Raw genomic sequence first — 18036 nt, forward strand, 5'->3', positions numbered from 1 at the left:
ACGGACCCGGGCGCGACGAAATCGCCCGGCGCGGGAGCCGGATGCGTCAGCGGCGCCGCTCGGACCGGCGTTCGGCCTCCGTGTAGTCGGGCACACCGGCGCCCGTCCGCAGCTGCTGCCGGCCGCGGCCCACCGACCGCAACGTCGTGCCGAGCACGTCTTCGAACTCGGCGAGCTTGGAATCGACGTACTCGTCGCATTCCGACCGCAGCCGATCCGACTCGGCGTGGGCGGCATCGATGACCCGCGCGGATTCGGCGTGGGCGGCCTGCACGACCTCCGTCTGCGACACCAGACGGGCCTGCTCGGCCTCGCCGTCGGCGACCGACCGCTCGTACGAGGCCTTGCCCGCCTCGATCATGCGGTCGGCCTCCGCCTGCGCGCGGGCCGTCACGGACTCGTACTGCTCCTTGGCGTCGGCGATCGTGTCGTCGGCCTCGGCCTGGGCGTCGCGCAGCAGATCGTCGGCGTGGGCGCGGGCCTCCTGCACCATCCGGTCCGCCTGTGCCTTCGCGTCGGCGAGCATGCGGTCCGCGTCGGCGCGGGCGTTGTCGAGGGTCTCGCGGGCCTCCGCGTCGGCGTCCGCGACGGTCTTGTCGGCCTGGGCCCGCGCGTCGCCGATGAGCTTGTCCCGATGATCCAGGACGTCCTGCGCGTCGTCCAGTTCGGCCGGCAACGCGTCGCGGACGTCGTCGAGCAGGTCCAGTACGTCGCCGCGTGGGACCACGCAGCTCGCGGTCATCGGGACACTGCGTGCTTCCTCGACGATCGCGACCAGCTCGTCGAGTGCCTCGAATACCCGGTACACGCCCCACCCCAATCGTCGTCCCGGCGCGGCCGGTGCGACCGCCGCCGGATGCAAGTCTGCCGCAGGTGCCGCCGGAGTCGCGCATCGCGGACCCGGTGTGTCGGCGATCGAACGGGCAGGGTCAGCCTCGGCCGCTGTGCCGGATGAGCGCTTCGCCGCTGTGCCGGATCAGCGCTTCGCCGCCGTGCCGGATCAGCGCTTCGCCGCTGTGCGCTCCGCGATCCGCGCGAGCAGCCGCTTGTGCACCGTCGCCGGGAGCATGTCGGCGACGTCGCCGCCGTAGGTGGCGACCTCCTTGACGAGAGAGCTCGACAGGTAGCTGTAGGCCGGGTTGGTCGCGACGAACAGGGTGTCGACGCCGGTGAGCTTGTGGTTCATCTGCGCCATCTGCAGCTCGTAGTCGAAGTCGTTGGCGCCGCGCAGGCCCTTGACGATGGCCGTGATGCCGTGGGCGCGTGCATAGTCCACCAGCAGGCCCTGCCAGGAGTCGACGCGCACGTTGCCCAGGTGGGCAGTGGCTTCGGTGAGCATCTCGATGCGCTCGGGAACCGAGAACATTCCCTGCTTGTTGGGGTTGATCACGACGGTCACCGTCACTTCGTCGAACTGCACGGCAGTCCGAGAGATGACGTCGAGGTGGCCGTTGGTCACGGGGTCGAACGAACCGGGGCAGACCGCACTGCTCATGAGTCCGAACCGTAGCAGGTAGCGATCTCGATCCGGGTCTCGCCGTACTTGCGAACGCGGTCCGGTTCGAGGGCCTGCGGCCACACCGTCTCCGGCGAGCGGGAGGAGCGTTCGAGCACCACCACCGACCCCTCCCCCACCCAGCCCCCGTCGACGAGGGCGGTGAGCATCGTGGACACCGCCTGCTCGGTCACCGCGTACGGCGGATCGGCGAGTACGAGGTCGTAGACCCGGTCCGGGGCACCGCCGAGCACGGCGGCGACCGGCGCAGCCCGCAGCACCGCCGGCAGACCGAGTTCGGTGATGTTGCGGCGGATCACGGCGGCGGCCTGCGCGTCGGACTCGACGAGCAAGGCGTGGACGGCGCCCCGGGACAGCGCCTCGAGCCCGAGCGCGCCGGAGCCGGCGTACAGGTCCAGCACCGACGCGCCGTCGAGCTCCATCCGGGCCGTGAGCGAACTGAACAGCGCCTCGCGGACCCGCTCCGAGGTGGGCCGGGTCCCGCGGGGCGGCACCTTCAGGCGCCGCCCCCCGGCCCGGCCGGCCACGATCCGGGTCATCGCACCGTCCCGGAGAACCGTCCGATCACTCCGCGCTCTCCTCGGTGGACACGACGACCAGCAGGTCGCCGCCCTCCACCTGGGACACGCCGGCGAGGGCGACGCGGGTGACGGTGCCGCCACGCGGCGCGGTGATCGCGGCCTCCATCTTCATCGCCTCGATGGTGGCGACGGTGTCACCGGCCGCGACGCGGTCGCCCTCGGCGACGAGGAGGGTCACGGCGCCGGCGAACGGCGCGGCGACGTGCCCGGGGTTGTTGCGGTCGGCCTTCTCCGCGGCCGGAACCTCGCTGGCGACGGACTTGTCGCGCACCGAGACCGGGCGCAGCTGCCCGTTGAGGATGCACATCACGGTCCGGAAGCCGCGCTCGTCCGGCTCGGAGATCGCCTCCAGCCCGATCAGCAGCTCGACACCCTTGTCCAGGCGCACCCGGTGTTCCTCACCGCGGCGCAGACCGTAGAAGAACTGGTTGGCCGACAGCTCCGAGGTGTCGCCGTAGCGGTCCCGGTGCTCGAGGAACGCCTGGGTCGGGCCGGGGAACAGCAGCCGGTTCAAGGTGGCGCGCCGCTCGCTGGAGGTGTCGTCGAGCGCCTTCTCCTCCTCGGAGGTCAGCGGCACCTCGGGCTTGGGGGCGCCGCGGCCCTCGAGGGCCTTGGAGCGGAACGGCTCGGGCCACCCGCCGGGCGGGGTGCCGAGCTCGCCGCGCAGGAATCCGACCACCGAGTCCGGGATGTCGTAGCGGGCCGGGTCGGCCGCGAACTCGTCGCTGGCGACGCCGGAACCCACCAGGTGCAGGGCGAGGTCACCGACCACCTTCGACGACGGAGTGACCTTGACCAGCCGGCCGAGCATCCGGTCGGCCGCGGCGTACTTGGCCTCGACCTCCTCGAACCGGTCGCCCAGACCCAGCGCGATGGCCTGCTGCCGCAGGTTCGACAGCTGCCCGCCGGGGATCTCGTGGGTGTACACCCGGCCCGTCGGGGCGGGCAGGCCCGATTCGAACGGCGCGTACACCTTGCGCAGCGCCTCCCAGTACGGCTCGAGGTCGCACACGGCCTGCAGGTCCAGACCGGTGTCGTACTCCGAGTGCGCGGCCGCGGCGACGATCGCCGACAGCGCGGGCTGGCTGGTGGTGCCGGCCAGCGCGGCGGAGGCGCCGTCGACGGCGTCGGCGCCGGCCTGCCACGCCGCGAGGTACGTCGCGAGCTGACCACCGGGGGTGTCGTGCGTGTGCACGTGCACCGGCAGGTCGAAGTTGCTGCGCAGCGCCGAGACCAGGGTGGCGGCCGCGGGTGCGCGCAGCAGCCCGGCCATGTCCTTGATCGCCAGCACGTGGGCCCCGGCCTCGACGATCTGCTCCGCCAGGCGCAGGTAGTAGTCGAGGGTGTAGAGCGTCTCGCCGGGATCGGAGAGGTCCCCGGTGTAGGACATCGCGACCTCGGCCAGGGCGGTGCCGGTCTCGCGGACCGCGTCGATCGCCGGCCGCATCTGGTCGACGTTGTTCAGCGCGTCGAAGATGCGGAAGATGTCGATGCCGGTGTCGGTGGCCTCCCGCACGAACGCGCGGGTGACCATCTCCGGGTACGGGGTGTAGCCGACCGTGTTGCGGCCGCGCAGCAGCATCTGCAGGTTGATGTTCGGGATCGCCTCCCGCAGCGCCGCCAGACGCTCCCACGGGTCCTCGTGCAGGAACCGCAGCGCGACGTCGTAGGTGGCGCCGCCCCACGCCTCGATCGACAGCAGCTGCGGGGTCATCCGCGCGACGTGCCCGGCGACGGTGAGCAGATCCTTGCTGCGCACGCGCGTCGCGAGCAGCGACTGGTGCGCGTCGCGGAAGGTGGTGTCGGTGACGGCGAGGGCCTTCTGCTCGCGCAGCGCCTTCGCGAAGCCGTCCGGGCCGAGGGCGAGCAGCCGCTGCCGCGAACCCTCCGGCGGGGCGACGTCGAGGTCGATCTTCGGCAGCTTGTCGTGCGGGTACACCGTCGTCGGGCGCTCGCCGTGCGGCTTGTTCACCGTCACGTCGGCGAGGTACTCGACGATCTTCGTGCCGCGGTCGGCGGAGGTCTTGGCGGTCAGCAGCTGCGGCCGCTCGTCGATGAACGACGTGGTGACGTTCCCGGCCCGGAAGTCCGGGTCGTCGAGCACGGCCTGCAGGAAGGGGATGTTCGTCGACACGCCGCGGATGCGGAACTCGGTGACCGCGCGGCGGGCGCGGGCGACGGCCGTGGGCAGGTCGCGGCCGCGGGCCGTGAGCTTGACCAGCATCGAATCGAAGTGGGCGGAGACCTCGGCGCCGACGGAGGTGCCGCCGTCGAGACGGATCCCGGCGCCGCCGGGCGTGCGGTACGCGCTGATGCGCCCGGTGTCGGGCCGGAAGCCGTTGGCCGGATCCTCGGTGGTGATGCGGCACTGCAGCGCCGCCCCGCGGATCGCGACCTTGTCCTGCGACAGGCCCAGGTCGGTCAGCGACTCACCGGAGGCGATGCGCATCTGCGCCTGCACGAGGTCGACGTCGGTGATCTCCTCGGTGACCGTGTGCTCGACCTGGATGCGCGGGTTCATCTCGATGAAGACGTGGTTGCCGCGGGAATCGAGGAGGAACTCGACGGTGCCGGCGCAGCTGTAACCGATCTGCTTCGCGAACGCGACGGCGTCCGCGCAGATCCGCTCGCGCAGCTCGGGGGCGAGGTTCGGTGCCGGGGCCAGCTCGATGACCTTCTGGTGGCGGCGCTGCAGCGAGCAGTCCCGCTCGAACAGATGCATCACATTGCCCTGTCCGTCGGCCAGGATCTGCACCTCGATGTGCCGGGGATCGACCACCGCCTGCTCGAGGAACACCGTGGGATCGCCGAACGCCGCATCCGCCTCCCGGGACGCCGCCTCGATCGCCTCCCGCAGCTGGCCACGCTCGGCCACGCGCCGCATGCCACGCCCGCCGCCGCCGGCGACGGCCTTGACGAAGATCGGGAACTCCATGGACTCGGCAGCCGCGAGCAACTGCTCGAGATCGGCCGACGGCTCCGACGACGCCAGCACCGGCAGACCCGCCGCCTTGGCCGCCGCGATCGCCCGCGCCTTGTTTCCGGTCAGCTCCAGCACGTGCGCCGACGGACCGATGAAGGTGATGCCCTCCGCCGCGCACGCCGCCGCCAGGTCCGGGTTCTCGGACAGGAAACCGTAGCCGGGGTAGACCGCGTCGGCGCCGGCCTTCTTCGCGGCGGCGACGATCTCCGCCACGGACAGGTACGCACGGACCGGATGCCCCTGCTCCCCGATCTGGTAGGCCTCGTCGGCCTTGAGCCGGTGCAGGGAATTGCGGTCCTCGTACGGAAACACCGCGACGGTCCCGGCACCCAGTTCATAGGCGGCGCGGAACGCGCGGATCGCGATCTCGCCTCGGTTGGCGACAAGCACTTTGGAGAACATTGGACGACGGTACCGCGACGTAACACTCCGTTCGGCGTCCGCATCCCAGATCGTGGGACGGATGCACGTCTTTGTCCGACTGAAACGATGCAGGTCGAGGGATCCTTAACGTGCCGGAAACGTCGCGGGTGCGGCGGGCGTCACCTCACAACAGCGCCGCGCCCGGCGTGCGCGGAACGTAACCTCACGACTTCTCGAGATACGCGACCCGTTCGGTGTCGAGCGCGGCCGACACCATGCGGGCCAGACCGGGGTGTTCCTCGAGCCGCGGATCGCGGTCGGTCACGGCGCGGGCGAAGGCCTGCGCGGCCGCGATGACCTCGACGTCGTCGACGAGCGAGAGCATCCGCAGCGTCGAGGTGGTGCCCGACTGGGCGACACCGAGCACATCGCCCTCGCGGCGCTGCTGCAGGTCCAGCTGGGCGAGCGCGAATCCGTCGGTGGTCGCGGCGACGGCCTCGAGGCGGGCCATGGCGGGCGCGCCGGGCTTCGAATCCGACACGAGCAGGCACAGCCCCGGATGCCCGCCCCGGCCCACCCGGCCGCGCAGCTGGTGCAGCTGGCTGACCCCGAACCGGTCGGCGTCCACGATCACCATCACCGTCGCGTTGGGCACATCCACGCCGACCTCGACGACGGTGGTGCACACCAGCACGTCGATGTCCCCGGCGGCGAAGTCGCGCATCACCGCGTCCTTCTCGTCCGCGGGCAGTCGCCCGTGCAGCAACCCGACCCTCAGGTGGGCCAGCGGGCCGCCCGCGAGCTCCTCGAACTGCTGGAGCACCGACTTCGTCTCGGGCGGCTTGCCCTTGCCCCCGCGCCCGCCGGTCGTCTCCGCCTCGTCGAAACCGACCAGGTCGGCGTCCTCGTCGCTGTCGCCGTCGCCGATGCGCGAGCACACCACATACGCCTGCCGGCCCGCCGCGACCTCTTCGCCGATGCGTTCCCACGCGCGCGCCACCCAGCTGGGATGCACCTTCGCCGCCACGACCCGGCTGGTGATGGGCGACCGGCCGCGGGGCAGTTCCCGCAATGTGGACACCTCGAGGTCGCCGAGGACGGTCATCGCGATGGTGCGCGGGATGGGTGTCGCCGTCATGACCAGCACGTGCGGGCTGGCACCGTCGCGGCCGCGGTTGCGCAGCACGTCGCGCTGCTCCACGCCGAACCGGTGCTGTTCGTCGACGACGACGAGGCCGAGGTCGTAGAACTCGACGCCCTGCTGGATCAGCGCGTGGGTGCCGATCACGAGCCCCGAGTCGCCGCTCACGATGTCGAGCAGGGCCTGCCGCTTGCGGACCGCGCTCATCGAGCCCGTCACGAGGGTGACCTTGGTGGCCAGCTCGTGGGCGGCGAGTTCGCCCGCCGCGGCGAGATCGCCGAGCATCTTCGCCAGCGAGCGCGCATGCTGGGCGGCGAGCACCTCGGTCGGCGCGAGCAGTGCGCACTGGTGTCCCGCGTCGATGACCTGCAGCATCGCCCGCAGCGCCACAATCGTCTTGCCCGAGCCGACCTCGCCCTGCAGCAACCGGTTCATCGGGTGCGATCCGGCGAGGTCCGCCGCGATCTCGTCGGCGACCGCGAGCTGCCCGGCGGTCAGTTCGAACGGCAGCCGGCGATCGAACTCGTCGGCGATACCGCCGCTGCGGCGCGGGCACGCCGGGGCCGTGCGCACCGCGACGTCGTGGCGGCGCCGGGCGAGGACGAGCTGCACCGCCGCGGCCTCGTCGAACCGCAGGCGCTCCCGGGCGGCGGTGACGTCGTCCCGGTCGTCGGGCAGGTGGATGCGGCGCAGCGCCTCGTCCAGCCCGATCAGGCCGTGCTCGCCACGCACCCACTCGGGCAGCGGGTCGTCGACGGTCTCGAGCTGATCGAGGATCTGCCGCACGCAGCGCATCACGGTCCACGACTCGACGTCGCGGGTTGCGGGGTACATCGGGATGAGGGCCCGATCGAAGATCGACATGTCGATGCCGCCGTCGCCCTGGGCACTGCGGGCCATGCCGGCGAGCGCGCCGGCGCCGCGCACCCGGGTGGGCCGCGGGGCCGCGCCACCGATCTCGGGGCCGCGAGGCTCGGGCAGGATGATGTAGCTCGGGTGGGCCAGGCTCCACTTGTCGCGGAAGTACTTGACGGTGCCGGAGAACATGCCGCGCACCCCGGGCTTGATGTTGTACTTGACCTTCTGCGGGTTGAAGAAGGTCACGTCGATCTTCTGCCGGTCCGATTCGAGCACGACGGCGAGCCGGGTGCCGGGCCGGCTCTTCATCCGCACCTCGTCGGCCCTGGCCACCCGCGCGATGATCGTCACGTGCTGGCCCTCGACCGGTTGCGAGTCGCCGAGCTCGGCGCCCTGGGTGGCGTACCGGTGGGGATAGTGGCGCAGCAGGTCCTCGACGGTGGTCATGCCGAACGAGTCGGCGAGTGCATCCGCGGTCTTGCGGCCGAGAAGATGATCGAGTCGGTCCGCGAGTGTCGCCACTGCCGTCCTCTCCGCTCCGATCGACGCCGGGGGGCCGGCGTCCGACTGTTCCTGTGCCGGCTACTCCACACCGAGCTGCAGCAGGTCGCTGCGCTGTCCCCCGTGGTACACCAGCACCTCCACCTCGGGGTGGCGGTCGTTGACGTGCCGGGTCAGTCGCTCGGCGAGTCCGTCGGGCGCGTCGAAGCCGACGAGCATCGTCACGAGCTCTCCGCCCGCGGCGAGCACCTTGTCGAGCAGCGACGCTCCCGCCGTCACCAGATCATGCTCGATGACTACGACATCATGACCCGACAGGCCCAGGCTGTGCCCCGGCTCGCACGTTCCCACCCAGGTCAGGGCCCGCTCGTTCGCGATGCGCAGCGAGCCCCACCGGGTCGCGGCGGCCGCTTCGGACATGGCGAAGGCGTCGTCGGCGGCCTCGCGGCCCGGGTCGTGCACCGCAAGCGACGCCAGTCCCTGCACCATCGACGAGCAGGGCAGGAACATCACCTCGCGCCGGTGGTCGCGGGCCGCCGCGCCGACCGCGACGAGTTCCTGGGCGGGCAGCGCACCGTTGGGCAGGACCATCACGTCACGGCTGCCCAGCCGGCGGATCGCGTCGAGCAGGTGCCGGCGGGTGATCGGATCGTCCGCCCGCACGATCGCCGCGCCCTCGGCTTCGAACAGCTCCGCTGCCCCGTCGCCGGCCACGACGGCGAGCACCGAGCGGCTTCCGGCCCCGGAAGCCACCGGGCCGACGCCGATCCGTTGCTGTGCCTCCAGCGCGAAGCACGTGACGGTGACCTGGTGCAGCCGCCCGGCCTCCAGGCCGGCCTCGACGGCAGCGCCCGCGTCGCAGCAGTGCACGTGCACGGACCAGGTGCCGGCGCCGTCGCCGACGACGGCGACCGAGTCCCCGAGGGCGTCGAGGCGGGTACGCAGGGTGTCCATGCGGGCGGTGTCGGAGCCCTCGACGAAGTACATGACCTCGAAGTCCTGATCGCCGCCGTGGTGGGGTTCGTGCCCGTTGTGCCCACCATGCCGGGCGGGAGCGCCGGGCTTCGACGTCGCGATCGGTGCCCGGTCCGGACGCCGGCCCGACACCGTCTCGACGAACGCGTCGAGCAGCAGGAGCAGACCGAGGCCCCCTGCGTCGACGACGCCGGCCTCGGCCAGCACGTCGAGTTGCGCGGTGGTGCGCTGCAGGGCCTCGGCGGCGGCGTCGGCCGCTGCGGTCGCCACCGTCACGAGCGAACCGGAGCGGCCGGCCGCGTGCGCGCCGTCGGCGGCCGCGTGCAGCACGCTGACGATGGTGCCCTCGGCGGGGCAGCTCAGCGCGCGGGTGACGAGGTCTGCGGCGTGCCGCCAGGCGCGCCCGAGTGCGGCGCCGTCGACGACCACGGCCCCGTCGAGGGCGTCGGCCAGGCCCCGCAGCATCTGCGCGAGGAGGACACCGGAGTTGCCGCGGGCGCCGTGGAACGCGCCGCGCGCCAGGGCGCCGACGATCGTGGCGACGTCCTCGGCGTCCGCCGCGGAGGTGTCGAGTTCGGCCGCCGCGGAGCGCAGGGTGACGAGCAGGTTGGTACCGGTGTCGCCGTCGGGGACGGGGAAGACGTTGAGGCTGTTGATCTCGTCGCGGCGCTCGGCGAGCGCCCGCAACCCGAGATCCACCCATCGGCGCAGGGCAGTCCCGTCGACTGCTTCCCCGACCTCGAGCACCTGCTTCCCCCCTTCGCCACCACGCAACCGGTGACGCAAGGGTAGCGGTGCGCCCGTCGGACGGCCGGTTTGGCCATTGCCACCCCCACCCGCTACGCTTGCAGGGTTGCCTCGCACGGATGGCGGACGCCTCCTCGTGTTCGCAGGCCGACGAAGACACGAAAATATCCACTACTCACCAAGGAGTTCGCGACTATGGCTGCCGTCTGCGACGTATGCGCCAAGGGCCCCGGCTTCGGTAAGTCGGTCTCGCACTCGCACCGGCGTACCAACCGTCGTTGGAACCCGAACATCCAGAGCGTGCGCGCTCAGGTTGCCCCGGGCAACACGCGTAAGGTCAACGTGTGCACCTCCTGCCTCAAGGCGGGCAAGGTCGTTCGCGGCTGATCCCCGGTTCGGCATACAGAGGCCCCGGCGTTGCGACGCCGGGGCCTCGTCGTGTTCCGCCATCGTCGCCGTGACCCCGTACCCGCCGGGCGGGGCGACCGGTAGGGTGCCCCGGGTGACCGAATCAGTATTGACCCACGTCCGCCTCGAGGACGGCGTCCTGCGCATCGCCGTGGCGACCGCCGAGCGCGGCACGTCCCTCTCCCCCGCGGGCATGGCCCAGGGCATCGAGGCCCTGCGCACCGCCGGCCCCGAGGTCGGCGCCGTCCTGCTCGTCGGTGAGGGTGCCAACTTCTGCGCGGGCGGCGACGTCCGCGCCTTCGCCTCCGCGCCCGACCGCGGCGAGTTCGTCGGCGACGTCGCACGCCTGTTCCACGACTTCGTCCGCGCCCTCGACGCGGCCCGCGTGCCCGTGGTGGCCGCCGTCCAGGGCTGGGCGGCGGGCGCGGGCATGAGCATCGTGCTGCACGCCGACATCGCGCTCGGGGGCCCCTCGACGAAGCTGCGGCCGGCCTACCCGTCGATCGGGTTCACCCCCGACGGTGGCATGTCGTGGACCCTGCCGCGCATCGTCGGAGTCGCCCGGGCGCGGGAGATCATCCTCACCGACTGTGTCCTGAACGCCGACGAGGCCGTGCGGCTCGGGGTGCTCAGCCGCCTCGTCGCCGACGACGAGGTGCCCGGCGAGGCGATGCGGGTGGCCCGCACCCTCGCGAACGGCCCCACCGCCGCCTACGCCGGGATCCGGCAACTGCTCGCCGATTCGGCGGGGCGGTCGCTGTCCGAGCAGCTCGACGCGGAGGCCGCGGCGATCGCGGCGGCCGCGAACGGCCCGACCGGCATCGAGGGTGTCGACGCGTTCGTCGAGAAGCGGCGCCCCGACTTCGAGTCGATTCGCCGCGGCTGAGCCACGCCCGTTCAGGCCAGGCGCCAGTCCACCGGGTCCCCGCCTTGCTCGGTCAGCAGCGCGTTCGCGCGGCTGAAGGGGCGGGACCCGAAGAACCCGCGGGAGGCCGACAGCGGCGACGGGTGCGCCGACTTCACGGTGGGCACGTCGCCGAGCATCGGTTCGAGGGTGGCCGCGTCGCGGCCCCACAGGATCGCGACGAGCGGCGCGGTGCGGGCGACGAGCGCCCGGATCGCCTGCTCGGTCACGCTCTCCCAGCCCTTGCCCCGATGCGACGCCGGCTGGCCGGGTTGCACCGTCAGGACGCGGTTGAGCAGCAGCACCCCCTGTGCCGACCACGGTGTGAGGTCGCCGTTGGGTGGTGTCGGCAGGCCGAGGTCGTCGCTGTATTCGCGGTAGATGTTGGCCAGGCTGCGCGGCACCGGACGCACCTCCGGCGCGACCGAGAAGCTCAGTCCGACGGCATGACCCGGCGTCGGATACGGATCCTGGCCGACGATGAGCACCTTCACCCGGTCGAACGGCTGGGTGAAGGCCCGCAGCACGTTCGCGCCGGAGGGCAGGTAGCCGCGTCCGGCGGCGTTCTCGGCGCGCAGGAAGTCGCCCATCGCGGCGATGTCGGCGGCAACGGGAGCCAGCGCCCGCGCCCAGCCTTCCTCGACGATCTCCGGCAGGGGTCGTACAGCCATCGGTGGTGCCCGGCCCCTCAGTCGATCCTGCGCAGCGCGCTGCGGTAGTACTCGGCGTTCGCCGCGTACATCTTGGCGTTGGCGTCGACGTGGCCCTCCGGCACCTCGTAACCCTCCCGGATCTTCGCGGGTACGCCGATCGCCATGGACCGCGGCGGCACCTGGAAACGCGGGGCCACGAGCGCGCCGGCCGCGACGATCGCCCCGTCGCCGACGGCGGAGCCGTTGAGCACGAGCGAACCGGACCCGATCAGGCAGCCGTCGCCGATGGTGGAGCCTTCGATGTGGGCGTTGTGGCCGACCACGGTGCCGGCGCCGATGACGGTGGCGTCGACGGCGGTGCAGTGGATGATCGTCCCGTCCTGGATGTTGCTCTCGGCGCCGACGACGATCCGGCCGTAGTCACCGCGCAGGACCGCGGTGGGCCACACCGAGGCGCGGGCGCCGAGGGTGACGTTGCCGATGACCACCGCATCGGGGTGGACCCAGGCGTCGGGATGGATATCGGGCACACGGTCGCCGAGCGCATACACAGCCATGCTGTGAAACCTATCTCGAGAAGCTCTGCCAGCCTCCGGGACCCGGCCGGCCGTGGCCGTCGACGGTGACGCCGCCGCCCTCGCGCACCGTGCCGACGGGCCGCCAGCCCGCCGGCAGCGGCACGTGCGGCGGGAAGCACGCGGCAAGGGCGTGGTCCTCGCCGCCGGTGAGCACCCACTCCCATACGTCGGCCCCGAGTTCCGCGGCGGCGGCCCGCAGCTCGGCGCCGGGTTCGAGCAGCTCGCGCGAGACGTCGATCGCGACGCCGGATGCGGCGGCGATGTGCCCGAGGTCGGCGAGCAGGCCGTCGGAGATGTCGGTCGCGGCGTGGGCGCCGCCGGCCGCCGCCGCGGGTCCCGCGGCGTACGGGGGCGCCGGCACCTGGTGGGCGGCCACCAGGTCCGGGTGGCCGGCGAGGCCGGCGGTGAGCACGGCCAGCCCGGCGGCGGAGCGCCCGGTGGATCCGGCCAGCGCGACGGTGTCGCCGGGCCGGGCCGCAGACCGCAGGAGCGGCGCGCGCCCGTCGAGGTCGCCGAGGACGGTCACCGCGACGATCAGTTGCGACGCCTGCACCAGGTCGCCGCCGACGACGCCGGCGCCGAGCGCCTCCGCGGCCTCGCCGATCCCGGCGGAGACACCGTCGAGCACGTCGACCGGGGTGTCCGGCGGGCAGCCGAGCCCGACGAGGAAGGCGGTGGGGCGCGCGCCCATCGCGGCGACGTCGGCGCCGTTCTGGGCGACGGCCTTGCGCCCGACGTCGCGGGGGGTGGACCAGTCGAGCCGGAAGTGCCGACCCTCGACGAGCATGTCCGTGGAGACGGCGACGCGCCCGTCGGCGGCGGCGACGAGGGCCGCGTCGTGGCCCGGTCCGACGAGCGTGGTGGCGGGCTGGCGACGCCCGGCGACCGCACGGTCGATCACGGGGAACTCGCCGAGGTCGGCGACGGTGGGGCCGGTGCGGTCGGGCGCGGTGATGCGGTCCTCCCGTTCGTGGGTCGGTGGGGTGCGGGCGTCGGTGGTCACGGTAGTTTCGACCACGCTACCGTCCCCGCAAATTCGAGAGATTATGACCGAGCCGACAGTCTCCCCCGACCCCGACCCCGACCCCGCCCCCGCCGGCGACGCCGAACACCACCGCAGTCCCGCCCTGATCGCCACGGCCGTCGCGCTGCCGGTGGCGTTGCTGATCGGCATCGTGGTGGCGGCGGTGCTGGCGAACCGCACCCCGGAGCTGGCGCCCGTAGCACTGGGGCCGGTGGTGGCGCCGCAGGCCAAGTCCCCGGAGTGCGCGGCGCTGCTGGGGGCGCTGCCCGAGGAGGTCGGCGACCTCCGCCGCGCGGAGCTGGCCGACCCGGCCCCGGTGGGGGCCGCGGCCTGGCAGCCCGTCGAGGGCGAGCCGGTGGTGCTGCGGTGCGGGCTCGAGCGACCGGCGGAGTTCGATCAGGCGGCGGCGCTGCAGGTGGTCGACGGCGTCCAGTGGTTCGAGGTGTCCGGCGCCGCGGAGGGCATCGATGCGAGCACGTGGTTCGTCGTGGACCGCCCGGTGTACGTGGCGCTGACAGTGCCGAACGGCTCGGGTCCGACTCCGCTGCAGACGATATCGGCGGCGGTCACGCAGTCGCTCCCGCAACAGCCGATCGACCCCGCGCCGGTCGCCGGCGGCTGACGGCGCCGGCCCCTCGGAACCTACTGTGCCAGCATGGATCCCGACTCCAAGAAACGCTGGTGGAAGGACAGGGACTCGCCGAGCAGGTGCGGGGTGTGCCCGGCGTCGGGCACGGCCTCGGCCCGGTCGACGTAGTCGTGCAGCATGTCCCGGTAGTCCGGATGGGCGCAGTTGTCGACGACGACCCGGGAGCGGCGCCGCGGCGACAATCCGCGCAGGTCCGCAAGTCCCTGCTCGGTGACGAGGACCTGCACGTCGTGCTCGGTGTGGTCCACGTGCGGCACCATCGGCACGATCGACGAGATGCTGCCGCCCTTCGCGGTGGAGGGGCTCAGGAACATCGACAGGTAGCCGTTGCGGGCGAAGTCGCCGGATCCGCCGATCCCGTTCATGATCTTGGTGCCCATGACGTGGGTGGAGTTGACGTTGCCGTAGATGTCGGCCTCGAGCATGCCGTTCATCGCGATGATGCCGAGGCGGCGCACGATCTCGGGGTGGTTGCTGATCTCCTGAGGGCGCAGCACGATGTGCTCGCGGTAGAAGTCGATGTTCGACACCAGCTCGTCGATTCCGGCCTCGCTCAGCGCCAGCGACGTGGCGGACGCGAAGCGGACCGTGCCGTGCTTGATCAGGTGCAGCATCCCGTCCTGGATGACCTCGGAGTAGCAGGTCAGACCCTTGTGGGGACCGGCATCGAGACCCTGGAGGACGGCGTTGGCCACGTTGCCGATGCCGGACTGCAGCGGCAGGAGCGTGTCCGCGGGCAGCCGGCCGCGGGAGATCTCGTGCTCGAAGAAGTCGAGCACGTGCGCGGCGATCGCCTGGCTCACCGCGTCCGGCGGGGTCAGCGGGCTGGCGCTGTCGCGGGCGTGGGTCTCGACGACGGCGACGACCTTGTCCGGGTCGACGCGGAACGTGCTCTGGCCGATGCGGTCCTCGACGTCCGTGAGCATGATCGGCTTGCGGTGCGGCGGCAGCGCGGTGCCGTAGTACACGTCGTGGATGCCCGTCATCGCGGCCGGAATCCACGAGTTGACCTCGAGGATCACCTTCTCGGCGACGTCGAGCCAGGTCTTGTTGTTGCCGATCGACGCGGACGGGATCAGCTCACCGGTCTCGGTGACGCCGGAGACCTCGACGACCGCGACATCGACGTGCCCGTAGTAGCCCTCCCAGACCTGCTGGGCGACGTGGGACAGGTGGATGTCCACGTAGTCCATGCGGCCGTTGTTGATGTTGCGGCGGGCGGTGGGCTCGGCCTGGTACGGCATCCGCAGGGAGATGCCGGCCACCTCCGACAGCATCCGCTCGGTCTCGGCGGAGACCGACGCGCCCGTGAGGAGGTTGACCGTGAAGTCGGTGCCGGCGGCGCGCGCGGCCCCGATGCGTTCCGCGAGCGCCGGGGTGATCGCCTTCGGCGTGCCGGCACTGGCGAAACCGCTGATGGCGACGGTGTGGCCGGGCTGGATCCAGCGGACGGCTTCCTCCGCCGACACGACCTTCTGCCGGAACGCCGGATGGTCGATTCGGCTCGGAGAGGAGTCGGATGCGGGGCGGAGGAACTGCGTCTGCATAACGAACAGGGTACGAGCACGTCCGGCGGCCGACGACGCCTCCGTCACAGCGGCGGACCGGATGGGGCGCGGACCACTCACCCCGCCGCGTGCCGCACCCACGGCCCCCGGCCGAACGAACCGCCGTCCCACCGGTCCTCGAAAGCAACTGTCTCGCAGTCGGTTCGATTGCAACGAGCGCAGCGGCTCCGGGTCGGGGCGACCGTGGCGCCGACGACTCCGGCGCGACCGACGTGCCGCGCCGCCGCCGGGCCGGGCGGCGGCGGCCCGACGGGACCGACGGGTCGTTCGCCGATGGAACGACCCCGTTCGTCGCGCAACACGGCACGTTCGTCCCCGAAGCGAACGCCACGGCCGGCGCGGACGCCCCTCGCGGCGGCGCGGCGGTGTCGCCCTCGTCCGGCACGGACGGTGTCGCCCTCGTCCGGCACGGACGGTGTCGCCCTCGTCCGGCACGATAGGTCCCATGAGCACCGCCACCACGGATCTGCGCGACGAAGCCGAACGACTGCTCCGCGACCTCGCGGGACCCGGCGCCCGGTTGCGGGAGGACCAGTGGAGCGCCATCGAGGCACTGGTGGTGCATCGCCGGCGAGCGCTGGTCGTGCAGCGCACGGGCTGGGGCAAGTCGGCCGTCTACTTCATCTCCGCCAAGCTGCTCCGCGCCCACGGGCACGGGCCGACCGTGATCGTCTCCCCGCTCCTGGCCCTGATGCGCAACCAGGTCGAGTCGGCGCAGCGCGCGGGCGTCCGCGCGGCCACGATCAATTCCGGCAACGTCACCGAGTGGGAGGAGATCCACCGGCAGGTCGCCGAGGGCGCGGTGGACGTCCTGCTCGTCAGCCCGGAGCGGCTCAACAACCCGGACTTCCGCGACCAGGTGCTGCCGGCGCTCGCCCGCGACGCCGGACTGGTGGTGGTCGACGAGGCGCACTGCGTCTCGGACTGGGGACACGACTTCCGGCCGGACTACCGGCGCATCCGCACCCTCGTCACCGAAATCGGCGAGGGCATTCCGGTGCTCGCGACCACCGCGACCGCGAACGACCGGGTCGTGGCGGACGTGGCCGCGCAGCTCGGCGTCGGGGAGGGCACGGGCGAGACCCTGGTGCTGCGCGGTGGTCTCGACCGGCCGTCGCTGCACCTGTCGGTGCTGCGGATCGACGAGCCCGCGCGCCGGGCGGCGTGGCTCGCCCAGCACCTCGACGAGCTGCCCGGTTCCGGGATCGTCTACACCCTCACCGTGTCGGCCGCGCACGACCTGGCCGCGCTGCTCTCCGAGCACGGTCACACCGTCGCGGCATACACGGGGCAGTCCGATCCGGCCGAGCGGGAGCAGCTGGAGGCGGACCTCCTCGCCAACCGGGTCAAGGCCCTGATCGCCACCTCGGCCCTGGGCATGGGTTTCGACAAGCCGGACCTCGGGTTCGTGGTGCACCTGGGAGCACCGTCCTCACCCATCTCCTACTACCAGCAGGTCGGTCGCGCGGGCCGTGCGACCGAGCGGGCGGAGGTGATCCTGCTTCCGGGCCCCGAGGACCGGCAGATCTGGAGCTGGTTCGCGTCGGTGGCCTTCCCGGGTGAGGAGGTGGTGCGGCGGGTGATCGAGGTGCTCGAGCCGGAGCGGCCGCAGTCCACGCAGGCCCTCGAGCCGTTGGTCGACCTCAACCGGTCCCGGCTGGAGATGGTGCTCAAGGTGCTCGACGTGGACGGTGCGGTACGCCGGGTGAAGGGCGGCTGGATCGCCACCGGCGTGCCCTGGGAGTACGACGCCGCCCGGTACGCGACGCTCGAGCGGGCCCGCGAGGCCGAGCAGGAGGCGATGCTCGAGTACGAGCGGACCACCCGGTGCCGGATGGTGTTCCTGCGCACCCAGCTCGACGATCCCGACCTGACGTCCGACACCCCGGGCTGCGGGCGGTGCGACAACTGCTGCGGGGCGCGGTGGCCGGCGGACGTCGACGACACCGAGCTGGGCCGGGTGCGGGCCCGGCTGGACCGGCCGGGGGTGGACCTGCCGCCGCGGCGGCAGTGGCCGACGGGAATGGCCAAACTCGGCGTGGCATTGTCCGGGAAGATCACCGACGGGCCCGAGCCGGGCCGGGTACTCGGCCGGCTGTCGGACCTCGGATGGGGTCCGCGGCTGCGGGCGCTGCTGGACGGCCCCGACGCGCCGGTGCCCGACGCGGTGGTGCAGGCCGCCGTGGCGGTGCTCAAGGCGTGGGACTGGTCGGATCGCCCGACCGCGGTGATGGCCGTGGAGTCGGCGACCCATCCTCGCCTGGTCGGTTCCCTCGCGGCGCGGCTGGCGCAGCTCGGCCGGCTCGAGGATCTCGGCGTGCTGCGTGCCCGGCCCGGCCGGCCCCCGGTGACGGCAGCGAACTCGGCGTACCGGATCGCCGGCCTCGTGGACGCGTGGGAGAGCCCCGACCTCAGCGGAACCCGGGGGCCGATCCTGCTCGTCGACGCGGTCACCGACACCGGCTGGACGATGACGATGGCGGCGCGGACCCTGATCCGGGCCGGGGCCTCCGCGGTGCTGCCGCTGGCGCTGGCGAGCCCGAAATAATCGCCGCGCTCGGCCCGGGCGCTACACGAAGTGACTCTT

14 protein-coding genes are annotated in these 18036 nt (G+C 72.5%); 4 read left to right on the top strand and 10 right to left on the bottom strand.

The window, feature by feature from the left end; genetic code table 11:
* Window positions 1-46 precede the first annotated feature (46 nt).
* The 6 genes from A4U64_RS13490 to A4U64_RS13515 all read right to left on the bottom strand — a co-directional run bounded on the left by A4U64_RS13490 (window position 47) and on the right by A4U64_RS13515 (window position 9665).
* Window positions 47-808: a DivIVA domain-containing protein gene (locus A4U64_RS13490; RefSeq protein ID WP_006933622.1), complete on the bottom strand. Its 762-nt coding sequence runs from the start codon at window positions 806-808 to the stop codon at window positions 47-49.
* A 192-nt stretch (window positions 809-1000) separates the two neighbouring features.
* A complete protein-coding gene (gene coaD, locus A4U64_RS13495; protein WP_006938042.1) occupies window positions 1001-1495 on the bottom strand; it encodes a pantetheine-phosphate adenylyltransferase in 495 nt (164 codons plus the stop codon).
* Window positions 1492-2055, bottom strand: coding sequence for a 16S rRNA (guanine(966)-N(2))-methyltransferase RsmD (gene rsmD, locus A4U64_RS13500; protein ID WP_050035077.1), 564 nt, complete (start codon window positions 2053-2055; stop codon window positions 1492-1494). The genes coaD and rsmD overlap by 4 nt, the downstream gene beginning before the upstream one ends.
* A 25-nt stretch (window positions 2056-2080) precedes the next feature.
* The gene (locus A4U64_RS13505) at window positions 2081-5482 is read right to left on the bottom strand and encodes a pyruvate carboxylase (protein ID WP_006938037.1); all 3402 of its coding nucleotides are present in this window, start codon (window positions 5480-5482) and stop codon (window positions 2081-2083) included.
* A 184-nt stretch (window positions 5483-5666) separates the two neighbouring features.
* Window positions 5667-7964 carry an ATP-dependent DNA helicase RecG gene (gene recG / locus A4U64_RS13510; RefSeq protein ID WP_065922656.1) on the bottom strand — a complete coding sequence of 766 codons (2298 nt, stop codon included), beginning with the start codon at window positions 7962-7964 and terminating at the stop codon, window positions 5667-5669.
* 60 nt (window positions 7965-8024) lie between these two features.
* Complete coding sequence (locus tag A4U64_RS13515; RefSeq protein ID WP_050035076.1) at window positions 8025-9665, bottom strand: DAK2 domain-containing protein; 1641 nt, start codon at window positions 9663-9665, stop codon at window positions 8025-8027.
* Between the two features lie 195 nt (window positions 9666-9860).
* On the opposite strand from A4U64_RS13515, the gene rpmB reads away from it, so the two are divergent.
* Together rpmB and A4U64_RS13520 are read left to right on the top strand one after the other, a co-directional pair.
* Window positions 9861-10052 carry a 50S ribosomal protein L28 gene (gene rpmB, locus A4U64_RS27745; RefSeq protein ID WP_003939060.1) on the top strand — a complete coding sequence of 64 codons (192 nt, stop codon included), beginning with the start codon at window positions 9861-9863 and terminating at the stop codon, window positions 10050-10052.
* A gap of 115 nt (window positions 10053-10167) precedes the next feature.
* Window positions 10168-10959, top strand: coding sequence for an enoyl-CoA hydratase-related protein (locus A4U64_RS13520; protein ID WP_065922657.1), 792 nt, complete (start codon window positions 10168-10170; stop codon window positions 10957-10959).
* An 11-nt stretch (window positions 10960-10970) separates the two neighbouring features.
* Here the strand turns inward: A4U64_RS13520 and A4U64_RS13525 are convergent, their stop codons facing one another.
* Genes A4U64_RS13525 through A4U64_RS13535 form a run of 3 tightly spaced genes read right to left on the bottom strand, consistent with a single transcriptional unit; the run spans window position 10971 to window position 13109 of the window.
* On the bottom strand, window positions 10971-11648 hold the full coding sequence (locus tag A4U64_RS13525; RefSeq protein ID WP_006938032.1) for a uracil-DNA glycosylase: 678 nt from the start codon (window positions 11646-11648) through the stop codon (window positions 10971-10973).
* A gap of 17 nt (window positions 11649-11665) precedes the next feature.
* Entirely contained in the window at window positions 11666-12187 is a 522-nt protein-coding gene (locus tag A4U64_RS13530; protein ID WP_006938031.1) for a gamma carbonic anhydrase family protein, read from the bottom strand.
* A 10-nt stretch (window positions 12188-12197) separates the two neighbouring features.
* Complete coding sequence (locus A4U64_RS13535) at window positions 12198-13109, bottom strand: thiamine-phosphate kinase (protein WP_065923491.1); 912 nt, start codon at window positions 13107-13109, stop codon at window positions 12198-12200.
* Between the two features lie 145 nt (window positions 13110-13254).
* On the opposite strand from A4U64_RS13535, the gene A4U64_RS13540 reads away from it, so the two are divergent.
* Window positions 13255-13854 (top strand): DUF3515 domain-containing protein, encoded by a 600-nt coding sequence (locus A4U64_RS13540; protein WP_065922658.1) that lies wholly within the window; start codon window positions 13255-13257, stop codon window positions 13852-13854.
* Between the two features lie 20 nt (window positions 13855-13874).
* Here the strand turns inward: A4U64_RS13540 and A4U64_RS13545 are convergent, their stop codons facing one another.
* Window positions 13875-15428 (bottom strand): acetyl-CoA hydrolase/transferase family protein, encoded by a 1554-nt coding sequence (locus A4U64_RS13545; RefSeq protein WP_029543155.1) that lies wholly within the window; start codon window positions 15426-15428, stop codon window positions 13875-13877.
* 466 nt (window positions 15429-15894) lie between these two features.
* Between A4U64_RS13545 and A4U64_RS13555 the strand changes: the two genes are divergently transcribed.
* A complete protein-coding gene (locus tag A4U64_RS13555; protein WP_006937211.1) occupies window positions 15895-17997 on the top strand; it encodes a RecQ family ATP-dependent DNA helicase in 2103 nt (700 codons plus the stop codon).
* Window positions 17998-18036 lie beyond the last annotated feature (39 nt).

The organism is Rhodococcus sp. WB1, assembly GCF_001700945.1.
GTDB lineage: Bacteria > Actinomycetota > Actinomycetes > Mycobacteriales > Mycobacteriaceae > Rhodococcus > Rhodococcus aetherivorans.

Bases quoted from the DNA above. Each gene is read 5' to 3' on its own strand.
- A4U64_RS13545 (WP_029543155.1), bottom strand. From the start codon at position 15,428: ATGCAGACGCAGTTCCTCCGCCCCGCATCCGACTCCTCTCCGAGCCGA.
- A4U64_RS13555 (WP_006937211.1), top strand. From the start codon at position 15,895: ATGAGCACCGCCACCACGGATCTGCGCGACGAAGCCGAACGACTGCTC.
- rpmB (WP_003939060.1), top strand. From the start codon at position 9,861: ATGGCTGCCGTCTGCGACGTATGCGCCAAGGGCCCCGGCTTCGGTAAG.
- A4U64_RS13505 (WP_006938037.1), bottom strand. From the start codon at position 5,482: ATGTTCTCCAAAGTGCTTGTCGCCAACCGAGGCGAGATCGCGATCCGC.
- A4U64_RS13525 (WP_006938032.1), bottom strand. From the start codon at position 11,648: ATGGCTGTACGACCCCTGCCGGAGATCGTCGAGGAAGGCTGGGCGCGG.
- A4U64_RS13540 (WP_065922658.1), top strand. From the start codon at position 13,255: ATGACCGAGCCGACAGTCTCCCCCGACCCCGACCCCGACCCCGCCCCC.
- rsmD (WP_050035077.1), bottom strand. From the start codon at position 2,055: ATGACCCGGATCGTGGCCGGCCGGGCCGGGGGGCGGCGCCTGAAGGTG.
- coaD (WP_006938042.1), bottom strand. From the start codon at position 1,495: ATGAGCAGTGCGGTCTGCCCCGGTTCGTTCGACCCCGTGACCAACGGC.
- A4U64_RS13530 (WP_006938031.1), bottom strand. From the start codon at position 12,187: ATGGCTGTGTATGCGCTCGGCGACCGTGTGCCCGATATCCATCCCGAC.